Here is a 22,818-nt window from a genome sequence, read left to right as displayed (position 1 = left end):
CCGTGTAGGAGCAGCCTTGTGCTGCGAAGAGGACGGTATGGCCAAATCGATTTGTACAAGATTTACCGGCCCCTTCGCAGCACAAGGCTGCTCCTACACAGACGTGTGCGGGTTTCGCATCGATTACACGGACGTGTGCGGGTTTTGCATCAATACACCCACACCTCTACGCGGCGATTACGCAGGCGTCCTTGCTCCAGCTCATTTCCGGCCACCGGCAGTTCATCGCCCATGCCCGTCACCTCCAGTAATTCCACGCCATCACGCGCCAGCTCGCGCCGAACTGCCTGGGCTCGCAGGCGGGAGAGCAGGGCGGCGCGCCCGGGTGTTTCCTTGGGGTCGCCAAACCCCACCAACACCGCCTTGCTCTGCAACTTGCCGGCCTGGCGCAGGTATTCAGCTACCCGCTGCACATCGCGCAGGGCCTTGTTGTCGAGGCTTGCGCTGCCTTCCTGAAAACGGAAGTTCACGCTCAGCCGCTGCGCCTGCTGGGCCAGGGTGCGATAGCGCGGTGGCATGTCGGCCTGCGGTGGGACAGGCTGGGCCTGGATCTGCTGCGAAACGAAACCCTGCTGGGCGACGATCGCCTGGCCCGCCGGGCTCTGGGCGAAATCGGCCAGGGCCTTGGCCTGGGGCTTGGGGTTGGCCGGCAGGTAGACGTACAGGCGCCGCGATAGCGGGTAGTCCTCGCTGGCCACCAGTGCGCGCTCCGGGAGCATGGCTGGCGCATCGCCCTCGGCCACCGCCAGCACCTTGGCCCCGTGTACCGCGGCCAGGCTGCTGAAACCGATGGCCTGGCGGTCGGCACCCACCCGTGCCGCCAGTTCGTCACTGGACTCGAAACGCCTGGCCTTGCTCGACAGCTCGCTGTGCTGCGGCTCCAGCACCAGTGCCTTGAAGGTCTCAAATGTACCGGACCGGTCGTCACGGGCGTACAGGTGGATCGCCCCGCCGGAAACACCCAATTGTTCCCAGCGCTGGACCTGCCCGGAGAAAACCTGCGCCAATTGCCCGGTGGTGAGTTGCGGCAGTGGGTTGTCGGGGTGGACGATGACCGCGACGCCGTCCAGGCCGATGACTTGTTCGGCGCTGGCCGCACGCAGGTCGCCCAAGGCCTGCAGCTGGCGCGCTTCGCTGTCGTTGATCGGCCGCGAGGCAGCGGCGAGGTCGGCCTCGCCCCGGCCCAGGGCGATGAAGCCGGTGCTGGAACCGTGGGCGGCGATGTCGAATCGCAGCGCTTGCCCGTGTACGTCGCGCGCGGTGATCACGGTCTCGTTAGGCAACTCGCCCGGTCGTTGCTCGATGGCACCGGCCTGCTGCGCGCGCAATTGCCCCTGCACCAGCGCCGGCAGCAGGGCCGCGCCGATCGTGTTGGAACCTTGCACACGCAGGTGCGAGGGCTCGGCCAGTGCCGCTAGCGGTAGCAGGGAAAGCAACAAGACAAACAGGCGGGGCATGCCGGGTGGCCTATGGCATAGAGTTGGCCGGCAGATTACGACAGTGGCGTGATGATATTGTGACAGTCCGTGGGCCGCAAAGCGGCCCCGGCGATTTCAGTGAGCCCCGGCGGATTTGCTCAGGTCGCTCTCGGCCCACTCGGTATAGATGCAGGCATCAGCCACCGCCCAGCGCACCTTCACGCTGTCGCCCGGTTGCATCGGCATGCCGGCGGCCGACAATGCTTTCACCGTCAGCTCAGTACCCCCCGCAGTCTGCACATGGCAGGTCTGGCTTTCACCCAGGAACAACACTTCGCCAACCTTGGCACTGACTTCGTTCCAGCCCGCTGGCAGCGGCTCGCGCGCAGCCTGTTCGGCGGTCAGGGCCAGGGCCTTTTCCGGGCGCACCATGATCAGTGCATCTTGCGAAGCAACCAGGCCCGGGGTCAGGCGAATGGCCACCGGCTGACCCTCGAAGCTGCCGGCGCCGTTGCTGCTGGCCTTGATCCGCAGGAAGTTGGAGTTGCCCAGGAACGAAGCGACAAAGGCATTCGGCGGGTTCTGGTACAGGTCGTAGCCGGTGCCCAGGCCGACGATCTTGCCGTGGCTGAAAATGGCGATGCGCTGGGACAGGCGCATGGCTTCTTCCTGGTCGTGGGTGACGTAGACGATGGTGATGCCGAGGCGGCGGTGCAACTGGCGCAGTTCGTCCTGCAGGTCTTCACGCAGCTTTTTGTCCAGCGCGCCGAGCGGCTCGTCCATCAGCAGAATGCGCGGCTCGTATACCAGCGCCCGAGCAATCGCCACGCGTTGCTGTTGGCCGCCAGACATCTGCGAGGGTTTGCGGTGGGCGAACTTCTCCAATTGCACCAGCTTGAGCATGGCGTCTACGCGCTTGGCGGTCTCGGCAGCATTGAGCTTGCGAATGGCCAGCGGGAAGGCGATGTTGTCGCGCACGTTCAGGTGCGGGAACAGCGAGTAGCGCTGGAACACCATGCCGATGTCACGCTTGTGCGGTGGCACATTGACCAGCGACTGGCCGTCGACCAGGATCTCGCCGCTGCTCGGTGTTTCGAAGCCTGCCAGCATCGACAGGGTGGTGGATTTGCCCGAGCCGCTGGAGCCGAGGAAGGTCAGGAATTCGCCGTCCTGGATCTCCAGGTCGAGGTTGTCCACGGCGGTGAAGTCGCCGTAGTGCTTGTTCAGGCCGCGCAGGCTGACCAGGGTCTTGCCGTGCGCGTTGTCTTTGATCACTGCACTCATTGTTGTTTTCTCCGCGCTCAGGCGTTTTCGGTGCGCCGGCGCAAGGCGGCGGCAATGAACATGACAAGCAGCGACAGGCCGATCAGCAAGGTCGAGGCCACGGCGATCACCGGGCTGAGGTCCTGGCGCAGGGTGGTCCACATCTTCACCGGCAGGGTCTGCAGGTCGGGGCTGGCCATCATCACGCTCAGCACCACTTCATCCCAAGACACCAGAAAGGCGAACAGGCCCCCGGCGATCATGCCGGGGCGGATGGCCGGGAAGGTGACCTTGAAGATCGCCTGCAGGCGCGAGGCACCGCAGATCACCGCGGCATCTTCGATCGACTGGTCGAACAGCTTCAGCGAGTTGATGATCGAGATGATGGTGAAGGGCAGGGCGACGATCACGTGGCTGACCACGAAGGCGAACAGCGTGCCGGTGTAGCCGAGCTTGAGGAACAGCGCGTACACCGCCACGGCGATGATCACCAGCGGCACGATCATCGGCATGGTGAACAGCCCGTACAGCAGTTCGCGGCCCGGGAAGCGGCCACGCACCAGGGCGAACGCGCTGGGCAGGCCCAGCAGCACGGCGGCGATGGTGGTCAGCACGGCCACCTTCAGGCTGGCCAGCGCGGCGTCCATCCATTCCGGGTTGGAGAAGAACTGGCCGTACCACTTGAAGGTCCAGCCCGGTGGCGGGAACACCAGCCACTGGGACGAGCCGAACGACAGCAGCACGATGAACACGACCGGTAGCAGCAGGAAGGCCGCGATGACCCCGGTGGTCAGGTACAGGCCCGTACGCAACGGGCGGCCCATGGCATTGGGAGACAGGAGCATGGCGGTTTACCTCGCGTTGCCAACCGGGGATTCCGGCTGCAGCTTCAGGTACAGGTAGAAGAGCACCAGGGTGATCGCCACCAGCAGTGCGGCGGCGGCGCTGGCCAGGCCCCAGTTGAGGAACGACTGCACCTGCTGGATGATGAATTCGGGCAGCATCATGTTCTGCGCACCGCCAAGCAGCGCCGGGGTGACGTAGTAACCGAGCGACATCACGAACACCATCAGCGCGCCGGAGAACAGCCCCGAGCGGCACAGCGGCAGGAATACCTTCCAGAAATTGGTCCACGGGCTGGCGCCGCAGATTGAGCCTGCCTGCAGCACCATCGGGTCGATGGCGTGCATGGTCGCCTGCAACGGCAGCACGATGAACGGGATCATGATGTAGCTCATACCGATGACCACGCCGGTGAGGTTGTGCACCATTTCCAGCGGGGCATCGATGATACCCATGGCCATCAACGCCTTGTTGATCACCCCCGAGCTCTGCAGCAGCACCAGCCATGAATAGGTGCGCGCCAGCAAGCTGGTCCACATCGACAGCAGTACGATGTTGAGCAGCCAGCGGCCCCAGCCCTTGGGCACCAGGGTGATCGCCCAGGCCAGCGGGAAGCCCAGCAGCACACTGATCAGGGTGACCACGCCGGCCACCGAGAAGGTGTTGAACAGCACCCGTGCGTAGGCCGAGTTGGCGAACAGCTGCTCGTAGTTGCCCAGCCCAGGGGTTGGCTCAAGCACCCCTCGCAGCAGCAGGCCGACCAGCGGAGCGAAGAAGAATAGGCCAAGGAACAGCAGGGCCGGCAGCAGGTTACGGCTGCCTTTCCAGCGCTGGCTCAGGCTTGCGCGGCGCGGGGCAGTGCCCGGCGCGCCGGCCCCCGTGGGGGCACCTTGCGCGTTATGCAGGGCGTTGATGGCGACTTTCATTTGACCAACCACTCATTCCAGCGGGCCGCGATGGCTTGGCCGTTCTTGGCCCAGTAGGCGAAGTCGAGGGTGACCTGGTCCTGGGCGTAGGCGGTCGGCAGGTTGGGCGCGAGGTCTTTGTCCAGCTTGGCCACGCTGTCGACGTTGACCGGCGCGTAGGCGGTCTTGTTGGCGAACTCGGCCTGGCCTTCGGCGCTGCTGGCGTTGGCCAGGAACTTCATGGCGGCGTCTTTGTTCTTGGCGCCTTTGGGGATGACCAGGAAGTCGGCCATGACCAGGTTCTGCTTCCAGCTCACGCCCACCGGCGCACCGTCTTGCTGCAGGGCGTAGACGCGGCCGTTCCAGAACTGGCCAAGCGAGGCTTCGCCCGAGGCCAGCAGCTGCTGCGATTGGGCACCACCGCCCCACCAGACGATGTCTTGCTTGATGGTGTCGAGCTTTTTGAAGGCGCGGTCGAGGTCCAGCGGGTACAGCTTGTCGGGGGCTACACCATCGGCCAGCAGGGCCAGTTCCAGTACGCCGGGGCTCGGCCATTTGTACAGGGCACGTTTGCCGGGGTAGGTCTTGGTGTCGAACAGCGCGGTCCAGTCCAGCGGTTTGTTGGCACCCAGCTTGCCTTCGTTGTAGCCGAGTACGAACGAGAAGAAGAACGAGCCGACGCCGTGGTCGGAGACGAAACGTGGGTCGATCTTGTCGCGCTTGATCTGGTTGAAATCGAGGGGTTCGAGCAGGCCTTCGCTGGCGGCGCGCAGGGCAAAGTCGGCTTCGACGTCGACCACGTCCCACTGCACGTTACCGCTTTCGACCATGGCCTTGAGCTTACCGTAGTCCGTAGGGCCGTCTTGCACGACCTTGATGTCGGTGGCCTTGCTGAACGGTATGGCCCACGCTTCTTTCTGGGCGTCCTGGGTGGTACCGCCCCAGCTGACGAAATTCAGGCTGTCGGCGGCCTGGACGGCCTGACATGCCAAAGTCAGCAGGCTGGCGGACAGCACTGCGGTTACACGTTTGCTCAACAGCATGGTTACGCCCTCGTTGCTTTTGTTATTCGAGGCGGGGCTTGTGGTGCGCCCGCCAACAGTGTTCGGGGAGCAGCTAAAACAAAGTGTTCTGGGCCGTTTGTAATTGTAGGTACCGGCCTGCAGATTTAAGGTCTACGGGATATCATATTATGGTATTCCAAACTTTTGGCAAGAGGTATGAGGCGACCGGCCATCACTCGGCCCCTTTGAATCCATCGCGGTCTGCTTTTGAAGGAGCGGCACAATGCCGCTCCTGCAGGCACCCGAATCAGTCAACCATCCCCGGCTCGAACGGGATGCTCTGCACCACCTCCAGCTCATACCCCGCCAGGCCCGCGTATTTCAGCGGTGGCCCCAGGTGACGCAGCTTGCCCACGCCAAGGTCCTGCAGAATCTGCGCCCCGGTGCCGACCTCGGAGTACACCTTCGACTGCCCACGCTGGTAAGGCCGCACCGGCTGGGTCAGCTGCGGCACGCGCTCCAGCAAGGCCTGGGAAGACTCGTGGTTGGCCAGGATTACCACCACGCCAGCGCCTTCCTCGGCCACCTTCTGCAGCGCTGCCCACAAGGTCCAGTTGGCGGGGCCTGCGTATTCGGCACCGACCAGGTCGCGCAGCGGATCGATCACATGTACCCGCACCAAGGTCGGCTGCTCGCGGCGGATGTCGCCCATGACCATGGCCATGTGCACACCGCCTTCGATGCGGTCTTCATAGGTGACCAGGCGGAAGCTACCGTGCACCGTCGGCAGTTCCCGCTCGCCGATGCGCTTGATGGTCTGCTCGGTGCTCAGGCGGTAGTGGATCAGGTCGGCGATGGTGCCGATCTTGATGCCGTGGCGGGCGGCGAACACTTCCAGGTCCGGGCGGCGGGCCATGGTGCCGTCGTCGTTCAGCACTTCGACGATGACCGAGGCCGGGCTGAAGCCGGCCAGGCGCGCCAGGTCGCAGCCGGCTTCGGTGTGGCCGGCGCGGGTCAGCACGCCGCCTTCGCGGGCGCGCAAGGGGAAGATGTGGCCCGGTTGCACCAGGTCTTCGGGGCGGGCGTTGGGGGCTATGGCCGCCGCCACGGTGCGCGCCCGGTCGGCGGCGGAAATACCGGTGGTGACGCCACTGGCCGCCTCGATCGATACGGTGAACGCGGTGCTGAACACGCTGCCGTTGGCCGGCACCATCTGTTCCAGGCCCAAGCGCTGGCAGTGCTCGTCGGTAAGGGTCAGGCAGATCAGCCCGCGCGCTTCGCGGGCCATGAAGTTGATGGCCTGGGCGTCGCACCGCTCGGCGGCGATCAGCAGGTCGCCTTCGTTCTCCCGGTCCTCGTCATCCACCAGCAGGACCATCTTGCCTTGCCGGTAGTCCTCGAGAAGTTCTTCGATGGTGTTGAAAGCCATGTTGCACGCTCACTGTGGCGGGGTGATTATTATGGTATACCATCATACACAAATATCGCCTTGAGAGGAGAGCAGCACATGAAGGCCTACTGGATCGCCCACGTGGACGTGACCGACCCCGAGCAATACCAGCAGTACACCCAGCGCGCCCCGGCTGCCTTCAAGGCGTTCGGTGGCCGCTTCCTGGCCCGCGGCGGGCGCAGCGAGGCGATGGAAGGGCGGCCCACCCCTCAGCGTAGCGTGGTGATCGAGTTCGATTCGTACGAGCAGGCGGTGGCGTGCTACCGGTCGGCGCTGTATCAGGAGGCTTGCAGCCATCGCCAAGGGGTGGCGAAGGCTGAGGTGATCATTGTGGAAGGGTTCGAGCCCTGAGTTTGGGCTGATGGCCCTTTCGCGGGTAAACCCGCTCCTACAGGTAAACCACAGATTTCGAATTATGTGGTGTACCTGTGGAAGCGGGTTTACCCGCGAAAGGGCCGGTCCTGGTTATGGCATACCTGGCAGCTCATGCGGCCGCAGGTCAAACACCAGCACTTCGGCATCCACCCCATTACCCAGCTCCAGCATGTGTTCCTGCCTAACCCGCACCCCATCCCCTTCATGCAGTAGCTGCCCATTCAGCTCGACACTACCCCGCGCCACATGCACATACGCATGGCGGTTGTCCGGCAGGGTCAGCGTGGCGCGTTCGTCGCCGTCGAACAACCCGGCATACACCCGCGCATTCTGCCGCACCTGCAGCGATCCCCCGGCGCCATCCGGCGAGATGATCAGGCGCAACGTGCCGCGCTTTTCCTGCGCACTGAAATGCTGTTGCTGATACCGCGGTGCAGCCCCTTGCACGTTGGGCACGATCCAGATCTGCAGGAAGTGCACCGGCTGCGTCTGGCTGTGGTTGAACTCGCTATGGGCAACCCCATGGCCCGCGCTCATCAACTGCACATCGCCCGGGCGAATCACTGAACCGGTGCCCAGCGTGTCCTGGTGCTCAAGCGCGCCTTCAAGCACGTAGCTGAATATTTCCATGTCGCGGTGAGGGTGTTGGCCAAAGCCCTTGCCAGCGATGACGCGGTCGTCGTTGATCACCAGCAGGTCAGAGAAGCCTTGCTCGTCCGGGTTGCGGTAATGGCCGAAGGAGAAGGTGTGGAAGGATTTCAACCAGCCATGGAAGGCCAGGCCGCGGTCTTGGGCGTTGCGTAGGGTGAGCATGGTGATTCTCCTTGAACGCCGGGGCCGTGAGGGCTGGCGGGCTGCTGATGGAGAACACTTTACTGTCACTTTTATGTTGGAAAAATAGTGCCTATGCGGAATTACTGTCTCATAAAAAGTGACAGTGTCACCCAGCTTTGTAAGGTGATTCTGATTTGCTGGCTGTTTGGTTCCCTCCAGTTGCTCAGGTGATAGCTTCCAGATTTTCCAGGCAGGGAGCTACCCATGACACGCGTATCCATACACGGCAAAGGACAGGGGGCCCGTTCTTCAACACTGCATTCAGGTCAAACCCAAGTGGCCAAGTATCGATATCTACACCGGGGCAGACGGTGCCATCGATAGCCGCACCGACGGCAGATTCATTGAAGCCTGCGGGCCATTTCCGCAATAGAAGCAAAAGACCCGCCTAGGCGGGTCTTTTGCTCATCGACTCACTGCAGATGTACTTTAAGTTCGGTGCCCGCCTGCCTCATCGCCGCCTTCACCGCCGGCACCTGGCTCAATGGGTTAAGCAGCCCGTAGTCATGAATCATCCCGTTGTAGCGTACTGAAGTGACAGTCACCCCCGCCGCATTCAACTTGCGGGCGTACGCCTCACCCTCATCCCGCAGCACATCGAACTCGGCCGTTTGCACCAGCGCTGGCGGCAACCCTTTCAGCTGTTCACTGCTGGCCCGCAGCGGCGAGGCATAAATCTGGTTCCGCGCCTTGGCATCAGTGGTGTAGTTGTCCCAGAACCACTTCATCATGCCGGTGGTCAGGAAGTGCCCTTCGGCAAACTGCTTGTACGACGCAGTCTCGAAGCTGGCATCGGTCACCGGCCACAGCAGCAGCTGGAAGCGCAGGGCAGGGGTGCCGGCCTCTTTGGCCTTGAGTGCAACCACCGCCGCCATGTTGCCGCCGACGCTGTTGCCGGCCACGGCCAGGCGCTTGCCGTCCACGCCGATTTCCTTGCCATGCTCGGCCACCCAGCGGGTTGCGGCATAGGCCTGGTTGATCGCCGTCGGGTAGTGCGCCTCTGGGGATGGGGTGTAGTCCACATAGACCGCCACCGCACCGGAGCCGACCACCAGGTCGCGAATCAGGCGCTGATGAGTCGGGAAGTCGCCCAGCACCCAGCCGCCGCCGTGGAAGAACATGAACACCGGCAGGTCACCTTTCACATTGGCCGGGCGCACCACTTGCAGCTTGATCGACTCGCCATTGGCCTGGATGGTGCGTTCCTTCATCTCGATACCGGAGAGGTCGACCTTGACTGAAGCCTGTGCGCCAGTCAGCACCGCACGGGCGTCTTTCGGGCTGAGTTGCTCCAGTGGCTTGCCGCCGCCTTTTTCCAGGGCTTCGAGGAAGGCCTGGGTATGTTGTTCGACACCTAGGCTGCCCGCGGCAAAGGCACTGGAAACGGACAGGGCCAGGAGGGAGGCGGTGAGGGTTTTGTGGACAATGTTCATGAGCGAATCCTTTTCTATGCAAGTGTTGGTAGTGGGCGTCTTGCCTGGCCTGCTGAGCCATCGCTGCGACTTGTGGGTAGATTAGGCAGATGCACTTGTGGGAAAAAGCCGCTATAAAGCGTTTTACTGTCACTGTGAGCGAGACAATGAACCCCTACGAAGACATGCGGATCTTTGCCCAGGTCATGGAAGCCGGCAGTTTCACCGCTGCCGCCGAGCGCCTGGGCATGTCCAAGCAATCGGTCAGCCGGCGCCTGATGCAGCTTGAAGAGCGCCTGGGCGTGCGCCTGCTCAACCGCTCCACCCGGCGCCTGGATGCCACACCACTGGGCCAGCACTACTACCAGTCGGCCCTGCGCCTGCTGGGCGAAGTGCAGCAGGTGGAACATGACATCAGCGGCCAGGCCCAGGCCTTGCGCGGCACCTTGCGCCTGAGCGCGCCACTGTCATTCGCCATGGCGCACCTGGGTTGCCTGCTGACCGAGTTCCTGCAATTGCACCCGCTGGTGGATGTGGAGGCAGACCTGAGTGACCGGGCCGTGGACCTGATCGGCGAGGGTTATGACCTGGCGCTGCGCATTGGCGCACTGGAAGACTCCAGCCTGATTGCACGGCGCATTGCCAGTGTCGAGCGGGTGTACTGTGCCAGCCCGGCCTACCTGCAAGCGCGGGGAACACCGGCAAAACCTGATGACCTGGCTGGGCACGATTGCCTGCCATATGGGCATTCGCGGCAGGTGCAGTGGCAGTTTCGCCAAGGCGGCAAGGTGCAGGCGATTCAGGTTGCCGGGCGGATGCGGGCGAACAATGGCGAGTTGCTCAGGGATGCAGCGATTGCCGGGATGGGGGTGACGTACCTGCCGACGTTCATTGTCGGGCAGGCGTTGGCGGCAGGGCGACTGATGCCCGTGCTGGAAGACTGGACGCCACCGGCCTTGCAGCTGTCGGCGGTGTACCCGCAGCACCGTCAGGTGGCGCGACCGGTGCAGGGGTTTGTCGATTTCCTGCGCGAGCGACTGGTGCAGTTGTAGGCCAGCCTCAGCCCCTTGCCGCCAGGCGCAATGCCAGCGGCAGGCCAAGCGCCCAGATCGGCGCCAGAACGAGTGCGGTGCGCAGCGGCCCCAAAGGCAACTCGATGCCTGCCACGCGGGCCCCGGCCAGGTAAGCCAATGGGCCGCCCAGCACGCCCAGCAGCGCGGCGCGCCACACAGGCTGCCCGGCCCATGCCAGGCTGTGGCGCAGCCCGCTGGCCAGTACCAGCCACAGCAGTGCCAGCCAGAGCGGCAAGGGCCATTGTTCGAAACGGAACACACCCAGCATGCCCAGCAGGCTGTCGAGCAGGCAACCAGCAATCGCCACGCCGAACAGGACGCGCAATTCGCTCCCTGGGTTCGTACACAGGTGCAGGTGCAACAGCAGGCCAGCGATCGGGGCCAGCAGCAGCCAGGGTAGGTGTGCGCCTAGTACACAGGCCCACCAGCCGGCCTGCAGCCACAGCGCATTGCCGATTAGCCACCGGCGGGTCATGCTCAACGGTCCAGCAGCGCTGCCCGACGTGCCTGCGGCCCGGCCCAGAGCAATTGCGCCACGCCGATGGTGCGTTCTTCGAAGCCGCCTTGGCAGTAGCACAGGTAGAACTCCCACAAACGCTGGAACGTATCGTCATACCCCAGGGCCATCAGTTCCGAGCGCGCCAGGCGCAGGTTGTCGCGCCAATGGCGCAGGGTACGCGCGTAGTCCTGGCCGAAGTCTTCCAGGTGCACCAGGTTCAGCGCGGTCTGGCGGCTGGCGGTATCCAGCAGCACAGTCAGCGAGGGCAAGGCGCCACCGGGGAAAATGTAGCGCTGGATGAAGTCCACCGAGCGCCTGGCCTGGGCGTAGCGCTGGTCGCGGATCGTGATGGCTTGCACCAGCATCAGGCCGTCATCCTTGAGCAGCGAGGCGCACTGGCGAAAGTAGGTCGGCAGGTAGCGGTGGCCGACAGCTTCGATCATTTCGATCGAGACCAGCTTGTCGAAGCGCCCGCGCAGGTCGCGATAGTCTTCGAGCAGTACCGTGATGCGCTGTTCCAGGCCCAGGGCCTTGACCCGCCGCAGGGTGTGGGCGTGCTGCGCCGCCGACAGCGTGGTGGTGGTGACCCGGCAGCCATGCTGCTGGGCGGCGTGAATGGCCAGGCTGCCCCAGCCGCTGCCGATCTCCAGCAGATGGTCGTCGGGTTTGAGTTCGAGTTTCTGGCAGATGCGTCGCAGTTTGCTGGTCTGGGCCTGTTCCAGGGTTTGCCCGGGGCGGTCGAATTGCGCAGCGGAGTACATCATGGTGGGGTCGAGCAGGCGCTCGAACAGGTCATTGCCCAGGTCGTAGTGGGCCAGGATATTGCGCCGAGCGCCACGCCGGCTGTTGCGGTTGAGGCGGTGCAGCAGGCGCAGGGCCGGGCGCGCCAGGCATGCCAGGCCGCCCTCCATGGCATCCAGCACATCAAGGTTGGCAACGAACAAGCGGGTGACCGCAGCAAGGTCCGGGCTGCGCCAGTAACCGTGGATGTAGCCTTCCCCGGCACCAATAGAGCCATTGCCGGCGACCAGGCCCCAGGCTGCTTCGTCAATGACTTCCACTTCTGCGTACAGCCGGCTGGCGACGTCGCCGAACGTCCACTGCTGGCCTTGGCAGATCAGCCGCAGGTTGCCATGGCGCAGTTGACGCAATTGCCTGAGCACTGCGCGCTTGGCCAGGCTGCCAAGCAGCGGGGCAATGCTTGCCGTTTTGCTAACGCTCAAGGTCGGTTCGGGCATGGTCTGGCTCCTCGGAAGTGGGTTGGCCCAGTGCCAGGTCGTGCTGGCTGGCGACGTGGTCGTGTACGGGCGTGCGCTTGAGCAGCAGGCGCAGGGCCTGCCAGTAAATGGCGGTGAGCGTGCGCAGGCTCATCCACGGGAAGGTGAGGATGTGTCGCTGCAAGGCCGCGCGGTCCAGCGGCTGGCGTTGCAACGCCAGGTCGGCTTCAAACACCTTGTGCCCGGCGCGCCAGTTCTCCATGTGCAGGCGCACCCGCTGTGCATCGAGGGTGAAACGCAGGCGGTACGCCATGTCCAGCGGCATGAATGGCGAGACATGGAAGGCCTTGGCCACGGTAAATGTCCGGTTCAGGTCTGCGTTCACGGGCAATACATAGTGGAAGCGCTCGCGCCATGGCGTATTGCGAACCTCCAGCAGCACGGCTATGAGCTGGCCTTGCCGGTCATGGCAGAAGTAGACACTCACCGGGTTGAACGACAGCCCCCAGCAACGCGGTTGGGTCAACAGATGCACGGCGCCTTCGGGCACCTGGCCGATGGCTTTGCCGACCATCAGCCGCGCGGCCTCGGCCAGTGGTTTACCCTGGCGGGTCAGCGCGGGCAGATAGTCGGTTTCGCGCCAGCACAAGGGCGCCAGCCGGGAGGGCCCGAGCCAGCGAGACAGGCTCAGCAGCTGGGGTTGCTCGTCGAGGTCCAGGTAGAACATGCCCACCCGGTAGCGAAACGCATGGTAGCGCGGGCTCAGCCGCCGGTGGCCGAGCCAGCCTCGGCACAGGCTGCTGTTCACAGCTGTTCTCCAAAGTGCCGGGCGACGTTCAGCGCGCTGAGCACCCCGTCTTCGTGAAAACCATTGCCCCAGTAGGCGCCACAGAAATAGCTGTGCATGCGCCCCTGCAGCTCGCCCTGCCGGGCCTGCGCCGCCAGGGCGGCAAGGCTGTACTGAGGGTGCGCGTAGTCGAAGCGGGCAAGTATCCGCGCAGGGTCCACCTGAGGGGTCTGGTTCAGGCTTACGCAGAACGTGGCCGGCGCCTCGATGCCCTGGAGGATGTTCATGTTGTAGGTGAGTGCGGCGGGTGCCTGCGTGCTGTCGCCCAGGCGGTAGTTCCAGCTGGCCCAGGCCCTGCACCGATCTGGTAGCAGGTGCGTGTCGGTGTGCAGCACCACGTCGTTGCTGGCGTAGCGGATGGCACCCAGGATGCTGCGCTCTCGTTCGCTTGGCGGTGCCAGCAGGGCCAGTGCCTGGTCGCTGTGGCAGGCGAATACCACCTTGTCGAATCGCGCACTGCCGTTTGCCCAGCTAACCGTCACGCCAAGGTCGTCACGCGCTACTTGATGCACCGGGCAACTCAGCCGAATGCGTTCGGCAAAGGGCTGGCACAGTGGCGCGAGGTAGGCGCGCGAGCCACCCTCGATCACTTGCCACTGCGGGCGATGGTTGACCGAAAGCAGGCCGTGGTTGTCGCAGAACCGCACGAAGAACTGCAACGGGAAGTCCAGCATGGCGGCCGGCGACATCGACCAGATCGCCGACCCCATCGGCACGATGTAATGGTCGATAAAGCGCCGCCCATAGCCTTGGGCATGCAGGTAGTTGCCCAGCGTGGTGGCCTCGTCGATGCGTTGCTGGCTGAGGTCGGCCGGGGCCTCACGGTTGAAGCGCAGCACGTCGCGTAGCATGCCCCAGAAGCCCGGGCACAGCAGGTTGCGCCGCTGGGCGAACAAGGTGGCGAGATCGTGGCCGTTGTACTCGAAACCCGTGCGTGGGTCATGCACCGAAAAGCTCATCTCGGTAGGGCGGAAAGTGACGCCCAGCTGCTTGAGCAGGCGGATGAAATGCGGGTAAGTCCAGTCGTTGAAGACAATGAAACCGGTGTCTATCGCGTAGTCCTGGCCCTGCCATTGCACATCGACGGTATGGGTATGCCCGCCGATTCGGTCCGCAGCTTCGAACACGGTGACCTCGTTACGCCGCGACAGCAGGTGCGCACAGGTGAGGCCGGCGATACCGGTACCGATGATGGCGATGTGCATGGCTCAGCCCTGTGGGGCGCGCGCGAGGTGGCGGCCCAGCTTGAGGCGCCAGCTTGCCGGCAATGCGCCAAGCAGCCGCAACACCAGGGTGAACGTGGCGGGAAAGGCGATTTCCAGCGGACGACGCGGCAGGCGCGTGATGATGTGGAGTGCGGCGCGTTCGGCGCTCCACAGTTGGGGCATGGGAAAGTCGTTGCGGCGGGTCAGTGGCGTGTCGACGAAGCCGGGGCAGACCAAGGTGACATCGATGCCTTCGCCGACCAGGTCGATGCGCAGGGACTCGACCAGGTAGCGCAATGCCGCCTTCGACGCGCCGTAGGCACCTGCGCGTGGCAATGCCAGCCAGCTCACCGAACTGCCCATGACCACCAGGTGCGGCTGCTGACCGCGGCGCAGCAAGGGCAGGGCGGCGGCAAGGCACAGGCTGGTGCCGGTCAGGTTGGTGCGCATCACCCGGTCGACCAGAGCCGGGTCGAAGTGCCCCGGCTCCAGGTACTCGCAAGTGCCAGCATTGAGGATCACCTGGTCCAGCGCGCCCCAGGCGTGCTTGATCCGTTCGGCGATCTGCGCCACTTGTCCGGGGTGATCGATATCGCCGACGGCCAGCAGTACCTGGTCCGGGAACCTTGCGGCCAGCGCTGTGAGCGTTTCTGCCCGGCGTGCGCCCAACGCTACCTGGTGGCCTTGCTCCAGCAACTGCAATGCCAGTGCGGCACCAATGCCACTGCTGGCACCGGTCAGCCAGCAGCGGCTCATGCCAGCCTGCCTTTGAGCCAGCGAATCGCGCGGCCCATGATTGGCACATGTTCGTACAGCAGGGCGCCGGCGTCGAAGTAGTCCTGGTGAAAGTACACCCGCTCATGCCAGCGCAGATGGCTGCAGCCTTGCAGGCTGATCAGTTGCCCGCTGGCCAGTTGCGGGTGGCGATAGTGCAGGGTCCAGCGAATGTAGCCATGGCCTGGCTGCAGTTCGTCGGTGCCTTCGAAGCGGTAGTGGCAGTCGGGAACTTTGGCATACAGCTGGGCGAAATAGGCCCGCAGCGCGGGAAGGCCGGAAAGCTGGTGCAAAGGGTCGCGGAATGTGACGTCTTCGCTGTACAAGTCAGCCAGCAGGTCGAGGTTGTGTGTATCGAGCGTGGCAAAGCGTTCGGCGAAGGATTGCAGGTAGGTGGACATGCACAATACCTGTACAAGATTAAATTATTGTACAAGGTATAGTGCAGGTTGCTGTGTAAATCTATACAGGATGAATTTTTTGTACAGCTTGTGTGTTCGACGTGAGATTTTTAGGGCCTGGGAGATCGAGCGCCGCCCGCGCGGCGCATCGCGAGCGAAGCTCGCTCCTACATTTGTTTCGGGCCAGTATTGCCTGTGACAGGCGCGCGCGACCGCCTTGTTTGTACGACGCGATATAGAGCTAAGCGCCAAGGCGTTCGCGCGCAAATCCCACAGGGGAAATTGGCCCGAAACAAATGTAGGAGCGAGCTTCGCTCGCGATGCGCCGCGCGGGCGGCGCTCGATCTCCCAGGCGGCAAAAATCATGCGGCGAACACCCCCCGCTCGACCATCCCCCCACCGAACTCATCCATGGCATCCAGCACCGCCTCACACATATACGCCAGCGAAGCCCGATCAAACAGCAACTGCAACACCGGCCGCGCATCACTGCCCACATTCACCACAACGACATTGACCCGCGCCGCCGAAGTCTGCGCCACCGCCCCAGGCGGAAACGCCCCAGCACGCAAATCCACCCCACATAACTTGGCCATCACCGCGCTGCCATGCACCCCCGACAGCTGCAGCCAGGCATGGCTGTCCTGGCGCGGCAGCAGGTAATTGCGCTGGGCATCCTGCACCCACTCGGCCTCTACACCCGCCACCCGTGCACCATCGTCGGCCAGGCTACCCAGCAGCAGGTACTCGGCCTGCGACAATCGCGCCACCCAGCTTCCATCATCCTGCCGCACGGCCTGGTTCGGCTGCGTGGGCAATTGGTAGCCACGTCGCTGAAGATAGGCGGCACTGTCACTTCCGCGAAATCCAACCCGCGCCAACGCGGTCAGGTCAGTCAACGCACAGGCATGCAACAGCTCGGCCTGCTGGCTGCGAGGTACAAACGCTTCGGCTTGCAAACGGGTCATGGATCAGAGCTCCTGGCGCAGATTGTCGGGGTCGTGGAACGGCAGCGGTACCACCTTGGCATGCACCAGCGCGCCGCCCTCCACGCGAATCGGTATGTGCATGCCAGGGCTGGCCTGGTGGGCACCGGCATAGGCCAGGCCAATGATCTGCCCCAGGGTTTGCGAGTACTCGCAGGAGGTGACGTTGCCGCTGATGTCCGGGCCGTCCAGCACCAGATGCCCCTCCAGGGGTTGCGGGCTGCCCTTGGGCAGGGTGAAACCGACCAGCTTGCGCTTGAGGGGTTGTGCTTCGAGGATTTCGATCGAGCGCTTGCCGACGAAGAACGGCTTCTTGCGGGCAATGGCCCACTGCATGTCGATCTCCGCCGGGTGGGTCATGCCGTCGGTGTCCTGGCTGATGATCACATGGCCCTTTTCCAGGCGCAGCAGGCGTTGGGTCTCGACACCGAAGGGGCGAATGCCCAACCCGGCACCGGCCTGCATCAAGGTGTCCCACAGCCGTTCGGCATGCCTTGCCGGCACGTGCACCTCATACCCCAGTTCACCGACAAAACCGACGCGCAAGATGCGCGCCGCAATGCCTGCCACCTTGCCCTGGCGCACGCCCAGGTAAGGGAACGCTTCGGCGCACAGGTCTACGTCATCGCACACCTTGGCCAGCACCTGGCGTGACAGCGGCCCGGCCAGGTTGACGGCGGCCAAGGCAGTGGTGACGTTGCTGATATCCACGTCCAGGCGCCACTGCGCGTTCCATTTCAGCATCTGCTGGTAGATGCGGTCGACGCCGCTGGTGGTGGCGGTCACGTAGAAATGCTGCGCGCCCAGGCGCGCGCAGACGCCATCGTCGATGACCACGCCGTGCTCGTTGGTCATCAGCGCATAGCGGGTGCGGCCGACGGGCAACTTGGCGAAGCCGAAGGTGTACAAGCGCTCCAGCAGTTCGGCCGCATCCGGGCCGCGCACGTCCAGGCCGCCGAGGGTGGAAACGTCGATCAGGCCGACCTTTTCGCGCACATGCCGCGCTTCTTCCTGCATGCAGCGTTCGCGGTCCTGCGGCTTGCCATAGTAGGCCGGGCGCTGCCAGATGCCGGCGGGCATCATCTTCGCCCCGGCTTGCAGGTGGCGGCGGTGCATCGGCGTTTGCCGGTAAGGGTCGAAGGCGCGGCCGGCGACGTGCGCCAGCTTCTCCGCCTGGAACGGTGGACGGGCGGTGGTCACCCCGGTCTCGCTGATGCTGCGGCCGGTGGCATGGGCGACCAGGCGCGCGGTGGGCAGCGCCGAGTGGCGGCCTTGGGACGGGCCCATCCCGACCGTGGAAAAGCGCTTGACCAGTTGCACGTCGCGGTAGCCGCTGCGGGTGGCGTTGACGATGTCGCGCACCTGCAGGTCTTCGTCGAAGTCGACGAAATCCTTGCCCTTGGGGTGCGGGAAGATCGGCCAGGGGAAATTGACCTTGGCTTCGGCGCTGAACAGCGGCTGCACTGGTGCTACCAGGCCCAGCGCTGCCACTGCGGCGGCGGCCCCACGGCTGGCATCGGCCAACACGTTGCTCAGTGCGTGGCGGCCGTTCACCGAGCCTGCAATATCCAGCCCGGCGGGCAAGTTGCTGATGGCGAATTCGTCGCGGTCGACGTCATAGGCCAGCTTGCCACCGGCTTGGCACAGCAACTGGTACACCGGCATGTAGCCCGCCGACATGCACAGCAGGTCGCAGGCCAGGCGCAGGCCATGCGGGCCGACTGTGCCTTGGCCGGTGATTGGACGAATGTCCACGCCATTGACATGGCGCATGCCCGTTTCGTGCAGCGCTTCGTACACCGTGCTGCCCAGGTGCACGGGGATATCCCGGCGCTTCAGCTCGGCGGCCAGCGCGGCATCGGCCGGCGCGGCGCGCATATCGACCAGTGCAGCCACGGCCACGCCTTGTTCCTGCAGGTCGAGCGCGGCAAGGTAGCCGTCATCGTGGCCGGTCAGGATCACCGCACGCTGGCCCGGCTTGACCGCATACAGCTTCATCAGCCGCTGCGCCGCGCTGGTCAGCATCACGCCGGGCAGGTCGTTATTGCGGAACACCACCGGCTGGTCGAACGAACCGGCTGCCACCAGGCAGCGGCTGGCCCGTACCTTGTACAGCCGCTTGTGCTGGATCACCGGCAGGTAGTTGTCGGTGAACCAGCCGTTGCAGGTCGCCTGCAGCAACGTTTGGATGTTCGGGTGATCCTCGACGGCAGCCAGCAGCTCCCGCCGCAGGCTGGCGGCACGGGTGCCGGCGATGTCGAAACGGGCGTAGGTGAGCGAGCCGCCAAGCACAGGCTGTTGCTCGATCAGCAGCACCTTGGCCCCGGCATTGGCCGCGTCCAGCGCCGCCCGCAGGCCTGCCGGACCGGCACCGATAACCGCTACATCGACGAACAGATAGGCCTTGTCGTAGTACTGGGGTTTGAAACCGAGGTCGAGCACGCCCAGGCCGGCCTTCTTGCGAATCAGGGGTTCCCACACCTTCCACATGCCTTTGGGCTTGTAGAAGGAACGGTAATAGAAACCCACCGGCATGAAGCGCGAGAACTTGCCCAGGTAGGCGTCGCGGTCATGCGCCAGGCTGCCATTGAAATTCTGCCCTTCGATCACCTGGCCATCACGGGCGGCTTCCAGGTCGGCCAGCACATTGGGCTCGTCCGGCAGTTGCACCAAGGTGTTGGCATCCTGCCCGGCCATGCTCAACGGGCCACGTGGGCGGTGGTACTTGAATGAACGCGACAGCAACCAGCGGCCGTTGCCGAGCAGGGCGCTGGCAATGGTGTCACCGGCAAAGCCCGAACAGGCCTGGCCGTCGAACTGGAAACGCAAGGGCCGCTTGCGGTCGATCAGCAGGCCCATGGGCGCGGGAAGGCGAGTGTGGCTGGTCATCCGGCGATCTCCGGGGTGGCGGCGGGGGTGAAGTCGACGCGGCGGTCGAACAGTTCTTTCGGGTCGAAGGTGCGCAGCACCTGGTCGCTCACCGTGTGGCGCTCGGCCAGAAACCAATAGCTGGAAGCGTTGTGCAGCCACCACTCGAGCACCACACCGGCCAGGTTGTCGCTGTTGAACACATAGTCGGCCCACTCGCGGTCGCTGCAACTGGCGGGGTCGGGCATGTGCTTGAACTCGCCGCCGTAGCTGAACTCGCTGATGTTGCGCGGGCCGTTCAAGGGGCAGGTCAGGATCTTCATCGTCGTGTGCTCCTAGTGGCTGGCCGCGGTGGCGCCCATTTCGTTGACTTGCTGGAAGCGGCTGAAGCGCTCCAGGGCGAACGGTGCGATCAGTTCGGGCACCTTGCCGCCGCTGGCGACCAGTTCGGCCATGGTCTTGCCGCAGATCGGCGTCGACTTGAAGCCCCAGGTGCCCCAGCCTGCGTCCAGGTAATAGTTGCGCACCGGGGACAGGCCCATGATCGGGCTGTAGTCCGGGGTCATGTCGGTCATCCCGGCCCACTGGCGCATCAGTTTGGCGTTGGCCATGAACGGGAACAGCTCGATGGCGTGGGCCAGCAAGCTTTCCTTGAGGTCGAGGGTGGAACGGGTGTTGTACAGCGGGTAAGGGTCGGAGCCGCCGCCAAAGACGATTTCGCCACGGCTGGTCTGCTGCACGTAGCAGTGCAGTGCCGAAGAGCTCACCAGCGGGTCGAGGAACGGCTTGAACGGCTGGGTGACCATGGCCTGCAGCGGGTAGGTGTGAATCGGTGCGCGGATGCCGGCCTTGGCCATCAGCAGCGAACTGGCCCCGGCAACGGCCTGGACCACGCAGCCACACTGCACCGTGCCACGGTTGGTCTTCACCGCCTCGATACGGCCATTGCGGATCAACACGTCCTGCACTTCGGTCAGTGGGTGGATTTCCACACCGCGCTTGGCTGCCTGCTTGGCGTAGCCCCAGGCCACCGCGTCGTGGCGCGCGGTGGCGCCGTCGATGTGCCACAGGCCAGCCAGCACCGGCAGGTGGCCGGGGTCCAGGTTAAGGCTGGGCACCAGCTCGCGGATCTGCTGGCGGTCGATCATTTCGCTGCGGCCACCAAAGTGCTTGTTCACCTCGGCACGTTGACGGAAGGCGCGCACGCTGGCGTCGGTGTGCGCCAGGGTGAGCTGGCCACGCTCGGAATACATGATGTTGAAGTCGAACTCGTTCGACAGGTTCTGGAACATGCGCACCGACTCTGCGTAGAAGCGCACACCTTCGCTGGTGAGGTAGTTGGAGCGGATCACGGCGGTGTTGCGCGCGGTGTTGCCGCCCCCCAGGTAGGCTTTTTCCAGCACGGCGACGTTGGTCACGCCGTGGTACTTGGCCAGGTAGTAGGCGATGGCCAGGCCGTGGCCGCCAGCGCCGATGATCACCACGTCATAGCGGGGCTTGAGTTCGCACGGAGGCGGCAGGTCGACCTCCACCGGGTAGTCGGCGCTCAGGCCGTATTTCAGCAGGGCGAAGGGCATGTGGTGCGCTCCTGGTGGGCGGCCTGTCGTTGCAGGTCGAGGGCGAGCAGGGTGTTCTTCATCAGGTAGGCGATGGTCATCGGGCCGACGCCGCCGGGTACCGGGGTAATGCCGGCGACGTGGGGCAGGGCCGCGGCGAAATCGACATCGCCGACCAGGCGGCTATGGCCGCCTTCATCGATGCGGTTGATGCCGACGTCGATCACCACCGCACCGGGCTTGAGCCAGTCGGCACCGATCAGCTGCTGCTTGCCCACGGCGGCCACCAGGATGTCGGCCTGACGGCACAGTGTTGGCAGGTCTTCGCTGCGCGAGTGCGCCACGGTCACTGTGCAGTCGGCTTGCAGCAGCAGGGCAGCCATGGGCTTGCCGACGATGTTCGAGCGGCCGACCACCACGGCATGCTTGCCACGCAGCTCGCCACAGGCGTCGCGCAGCAGGCGCATGCAGCCGCTGGGCGTGCACGGGGTCAATACCTCGCGCCCTTGGGCCAGGCCGCCAACATTTTCGCTGTGGAAGCCGTCCACATCCTTGAGCGGGTTGATGGCCTGCAGCACGCGGTGTTCGTCGATGTGCGGCGGCAGGGGCAATTGCACGAGGATGCCGTTGACCTCGGGGTCGCGGTTGAGGCGGCCGATCAGGGTCAGTAGCTCGGTCGGGCTGGTGTCGGCGGGCAGGCGATGCTCCAGCGAGCGGATGCCCACCTCTTGGGCGCGCAGCACTTTGTTGCGCACGTACACCTGGCTGGCGGCATCGGCACCCACCAGCACCACCGCCAGGCCCGGTTGCACGCCGCCCTGGTGCAGCTGTTCTACCTGTTCGCGTACCTCGGCCAGCACCCGCACCGCGATGGCCTTGCCGTCGATCAGCTTGACGCTGGGAATGGCGTTCATTTGAAAATCACCGTGCGGTCATGGTTAAGGAACACGCGGTGCTCAAGGTGGTATTTCACGGCACGTGACAAGGCGATGGTCTCGGTGTCCCGGCCGATGGCCACCAGGTCGTCCGGTGCGTAGGCGTGGTCCACACGCTGCACCTCCTGCTCGATGATCGGGCCTTCGTCCAAATCGCTGGTGACGTAATGGGCGGTGGCGCCAATCAGCTTCACCCCGCGTTGGTAGGCCTGGTGGTAGGGCTTGGCGCCCTTGAAACCCGGGAGGAACGAGTGGTGGATGTTGATCGCCCGGCCTGACAGCTGGCGGCACAGCTCATCCGAGAGGATCTGCATGTAGCGCGCCAGCACCACCAACTCGGTGCCGGTTTCCTCGACGATGCGCAGCAACGCGGCTTCCTGTTCGGCCTTGGTTTCCTTGGTGACCGGCAGGTAGATGAAGCGGATGCCCTGGCGCTCGGCCATCGGGCGCAGGTCCAGGTGGTTGGAGACCACGGCGGTGATGTGCATGTCCAGTTCGCCCTTGGCATGCCGGTACAGCAGGTCGGACAGGCAGTGGTCGAATTTGCTCACCATCAGCAGTACGCGCATCGGCCGGGCGCTGCTGTGCAGGCTCCAGTGCATGTCGAAACGCTGGGCCACATCACTGAAGCCAGCTTCCAGCTGGGGTGTGTCACTGTTGATACCGGCGTTGAAGCGGAACACCGCGCGCATGAAGAAGCGCCCGTTGTCCTCGTCGTCGAACTGCGCCATTTCGCTGATGTAGCAACCGTGCTCGGCCAGGTAGGTGGTCACCGCGGCGACGATGCCGGATACCGCCGGGCAACTGACGCGCAGGATGAAGTGATCGGGAGCGGGGTGCATGTTGGATAGGCCTCGTGATGGAGTAGGGCAGGTCGGGCACAAGGGCAAAAGAAGATTAGCGAGGGCGCGAAGGGTGTTTCTTGGTAGGAATATAAATTTCCTTTTGGCGAT

22 protein-coding genes are annotated in these 22,818 nt (G+C 64.3%); 2 read left to right on the top strand and 20 right to left on the bottom strand.

What is annotated here, in order from left to right; genetic code table 11:
• Nucleotides 1-149: 149 nt before the first annotated feature.
• From ACNFBR_RS09295 to ribBA, 6 genes are all read right to left on the bottom strand, one after another.
• Nucleotides 150-1,457 carry a substrate-binding domain-containing protein gene (locus ACNFBR_RS09295; RefSeq protein WP_416734644.1) on the bottom strand — a complete coding sequence of 436 codons (1,308 nt, stop codon included), beginning with the start codon at nucleotides 1,455-1,457 and terminating at the stop codon, nucleotides 150-152.
• A gap of 96 nt (nucleotides 1,458-1,553) precedes the next feature.
• Nucleotides 1,554-2,702, bottom strand: a complete 1,149-nt coding sequence (locus ACNFBR_RS09290; RefSeq protein WP_416734643.1) for an ABC transporter ATP-binding protein — start codon at nucleotides 2,700-2,702, stop codon at nucleotides 1,554-1,556.
• Between the two features lie 17 nt (nucleotides 2,703-2,719).
• Nucleotides 2,720-3,526: an ABC transporter permease gene (locus ACNFBR_RS09285; RefSeq protein WP_003256236.1), complete on the bottom strand. Its 807-nt coding sequence runs from the start codon at nucleotides 3,524-3,526 to the stop codon at nucleotides 2,720-2,722.
• A gap of 6 nt (nucleotides 3,527-3,532) precedes the next feature.
• Entirely contained in the window at nucleotides 3,533-4,450 is a 918-nt protein-coding gene (locus ACNFBR_RS09280) for an ABC transporter permease (RefSeq protein ID WP_060492782.1), read from the bottom strand.
• On the bottom strand, nucleotides 4,447-5,472 hold the full coding sequence (locus ACNFBR_RS09275) for a polyamine ABC transporter substrate-binding protein (protein ID WP_416734642.1): 1,026 nt from the start codon (nucleotides 5,470-5,472) through the stop codon (nucleotides 4,447-4,449). Before ACNFBR_RS09275 ends, ACNFBR_RS09280 begins: the two co-directional genes overlap by 4 nt.
• A gap of 268 nt (nucleotides 5,473-5,740) precedes the next feature.
• Nucleotides 5,741-6,862 carry a bifunctional 3,4-dihydroxy-2-butanone-4-phosphate synthase/GTP cyclohydrolase II gene (ribBA, locus tag ACNFBR_RS09270; RefSeq protein ID WP_416734641.1) on the bottom strand — a complete coding sequence of 374 codons (1,122 nt, stop codon included), beginning with the start codon at nucleotides 6,860-6,862 and terminating at the stop codon, nucleotides 5,741-5,743.
• A 78-nt stretch (nucleotides 6,863-6,940) separates the two neighbouring features.
• Between ribBA and ACNFBR_RS09265 the strand changes: the two genes are divergently transcribed.
• Nucleotides 6,941-7,234: a DUF1330 domain-containing protein gene (locus tag ACNFBR_RS09265; RefSeq protein ID WP_023049469.1), complete on the top strand. Its 294-nt coding sequence runs from the start codon at nucleotides 6,941-6,943 to the stop codon at nucleotides 7,232-7,234.
• Between the two features lie 114 nt (nucleotides 7,235-7,348).
• Here ACNFBR_RS09265 and ACNFBR_RS09260 read toward each other — a convergent pair whose 3' ends face one another.
• The gene (locus ACNFBR_RS09260; protein ID WP_416734640.1) at nucleotides 7,349-8,071 is read right to left on the bottom strand and encodes a pirin family protein; all 723 of its coding nucleotides are present in this window, start codon (nucleotides 8,069-8,071) and stop codon (nucleotides 7,349-7,351) included.
• A gap of 434 nt (nucleotides 8,072-8,505) precedes the next feature.
• Nucleotides 8,506-9,525 (bottom strand): alpha/beta hydrolase, encoded by a 1,020-nt coding sequence (locus ACNFBR_RS09255; RefSeq protein ID WP_416734639.1) that lies wholly within the window; start codon nucleotides 9,523-9,525, stop codon nucleotides 8,506-8,508.
• A gap of 146 nt (nucleotides 9,526-9,671) precedes the next feature.
• On the opposite strand from ACNFBR_RS09255, the gene ACNFBR_RS09250 reads away from it, so the two are divergent.
• Nucleotides 9,672-10,556 carry a LysR family transcriptional regulator gene (locus ACNFBR_RS09250; RefSeq protein WP_416734638.1) on the top strand — a complete coding sequence of 295 codons (885 nt, stop codon included), beginning with the start codon at nucleotides 9,672-9,674 and terminating at the stop codon, nucleotides 10,554-10,556.
• Nucleotides 10,557-10,563: 7 nt separating this feature from the next.
• On the opposite strand, the gene ACNFBR_RS09245 is transcribed toward ACNFBR_RS09250, so the two are convergent.
• The 12 genes from ACNFBR_RS09245 to purU all read right to left on the bottom strand — a co-directional run bounded on the left by ACNFBR_RS09245 (nucleotide 10,564) and on the right by purU (nucleotide 22,707).
• Nucleotides 10,564-11,052 (bottom strand): DUF2878 domain-containing protein, encoded by a 489-nt coding sequence (locus tag ACNFBR_RS09245; RefSeq protein WP_416734637.1) that lies wholly within the window; start codon nucleotides 11,050-11,052, stop codon nucleotides 10,564-10,566.
• A 2-nt stretch (nucleotides 11,053-11,054) separates the two neighbouring features.
• Complete coding sequence (locus tag ACNFBR_RS09240) at nucleotides 11,055-12,314, bottom strand: class I SAM-dependent methyltransferase (RefSeq protein ID WP_416734636.1); 1,260 nt, start codon at nucleotides 12,312-12,314, stop codon at nucleotides 11,055-11,057.
• On the bottom strand, nucleotides 12,289-13,101 hold the full coding sequence (locus tag ACNFBR_RS09235) for a DUF1365 domain-containing protein (protein ID WP_416734635.1): 813 nt from the start codon (nucleotides 13,099-13,101) through the stop codon (nucleotides 12,289-12,291). The genes ACNFBR_RS09240 and ACNFBR_RS09235 overlap by 26 nt, the downstream gene beginning before the upstream one ends.
• Nucleotides 13,098-14,345 carry an NAD(P)/FAD-dependent oxidoreductase gene (locus tag ACNFBR_RS09230; protein WP_416734634.1) on the bottom strand — a complete coding sequence of 416 codons (1,248 nt, stop codon included), beginning with the start codon at nucleotides 14,343-14,345 and terminating at the stop codon, nucleotides 13,098-13,100. The genes ACNFBR_RS09235 and ACNFBR_RS09230 overlap by 4 nt, the downstream gene beginning before the upstream one ends.
• A gap of 3 nt (nucleotides 14,346-14,348) precedes the next feature.
• A complete protein-coding gene (locus tag ACNFBR_RS09225; protein WP_416734633.1) occupies nucleotides 14,349-15,101 on the bottom strand; it encodes an SDR family NAD(P)-dependent oxidoreductase in 753 nt (250 codons plus the stop codon).
• Nucleotides 15,098-15,520 (bottom strand): nuclear transport factor 2 family protein, encoded by a 423-nt coding sequence (locus ACNFBR_RS09220; protein ID WP_416734632.1) that lies wholly within the window; start codon nucleotides 15,518-15,520, stop codon nucleotides 15,098-15,100. The genes ACNFBR_RS09225 and ACNFBR_RS09220 overlap by 4 nt, the downstream gene beginning before the upstream one ends.
• Before the next feature lie 362 nt (nucleotides 15,521-15,882).
• Entirely contained in the window at nucleotides 15,883-16,488 is a 606-nt protein-coding gene (locus ACNFBR_RS09215) for a sarcosine oxidase (RefSeq protein WP_416734631.1), read from the bottom strand.
• Nucleotides 16,489-16,491: 3 nt separating this feature from the next.
• A complete protein-coding gene (locus ACNFBR_RS09210) occupies nucleotides 16,492-19,395 on the bottom strand; it encodes a 2Fe-2S iron-sulfur cluster-binding protein (RefSeq protein ID WP_416734630.1) in 2,904 nt (967 codons plus the stop codon).
• On the bottom strand, nucleotides 19,392-19,697 hold the full coding sequence (locus ACNFBR_RS09205; protein ID WP_416734629.1) for a sarcosine oxidase subunit delta: 306 nt from the start codon (nucleotides 19,695-19,697) through the stop codon (nucleotides 19,392-19,394). The genes ACNFBR_RS09210 and ACNFBR_RS09205 overlap by 4 nt, the downstream gene beginning before the upstream one ends.
• A gap of 12 nt (nucleotides 19,698-19,709) precedes the next feature.
• Nucleotides 19,710-20,951, bottom strand: a complete 1,242-nt coding sequence (locus ACNFBR_RS09200) for an FAD-dependent oxidoreductase (RefSeq protein ID WP_416734628.1) — start codon at nucleotides 20,949-20,951, stop codon at nucleotides 19,710-19,712.
• Nucleotides 20,933-21,844, bottom strand: a complete 912-nt coding sequence (gene folD / locus ACNFBR_RS09195; RefSeq protein ID WP_416734627.1) for a bifunctional methylenetetrahydrofolate dehydrogenase/methenyltetrahydrofolate cyclohydrolase FolD — start codon at nucleotides 21,842-21,844, stop codon at nucleotides 20,933-20,935. Before folD ends, ACNFBR_RS09200 begins: the two co-directional genes overlap by 19 nt.
• A complete protein-coding gene (gene purU / locus ACNFBR_RS09190) occupies nucleotides 21,841-22,707 on the bottom strand; it encodes a formyltetrahydrofolate deformylase (protein WP_416734626.1) in 867 nt (288 codons plus the stop codon). The genes folD and purU overlap by 4 nt, the downstream gene beginning before the upstream one ends.
• Between the last annotated feature and the right edge of the window lie 111 nt (nucleotides 22,708-22,818).

This window comes from Pseudomonas sp. NY11955, assembly GCF_048068035.1.
In the GTDB taxonomy this organism is placed as follows: Bacteria; Pseudomonadota; Gammaproteobacteria; order Pseudomonadales; family Pseudomonadaceae; genus Aquipseudomonas.
The sequence above is the reverse complement of the archived record's forward strand: the minus strand, read 5'-3'. Positions and strand labels throughout refer to the sequence as shown.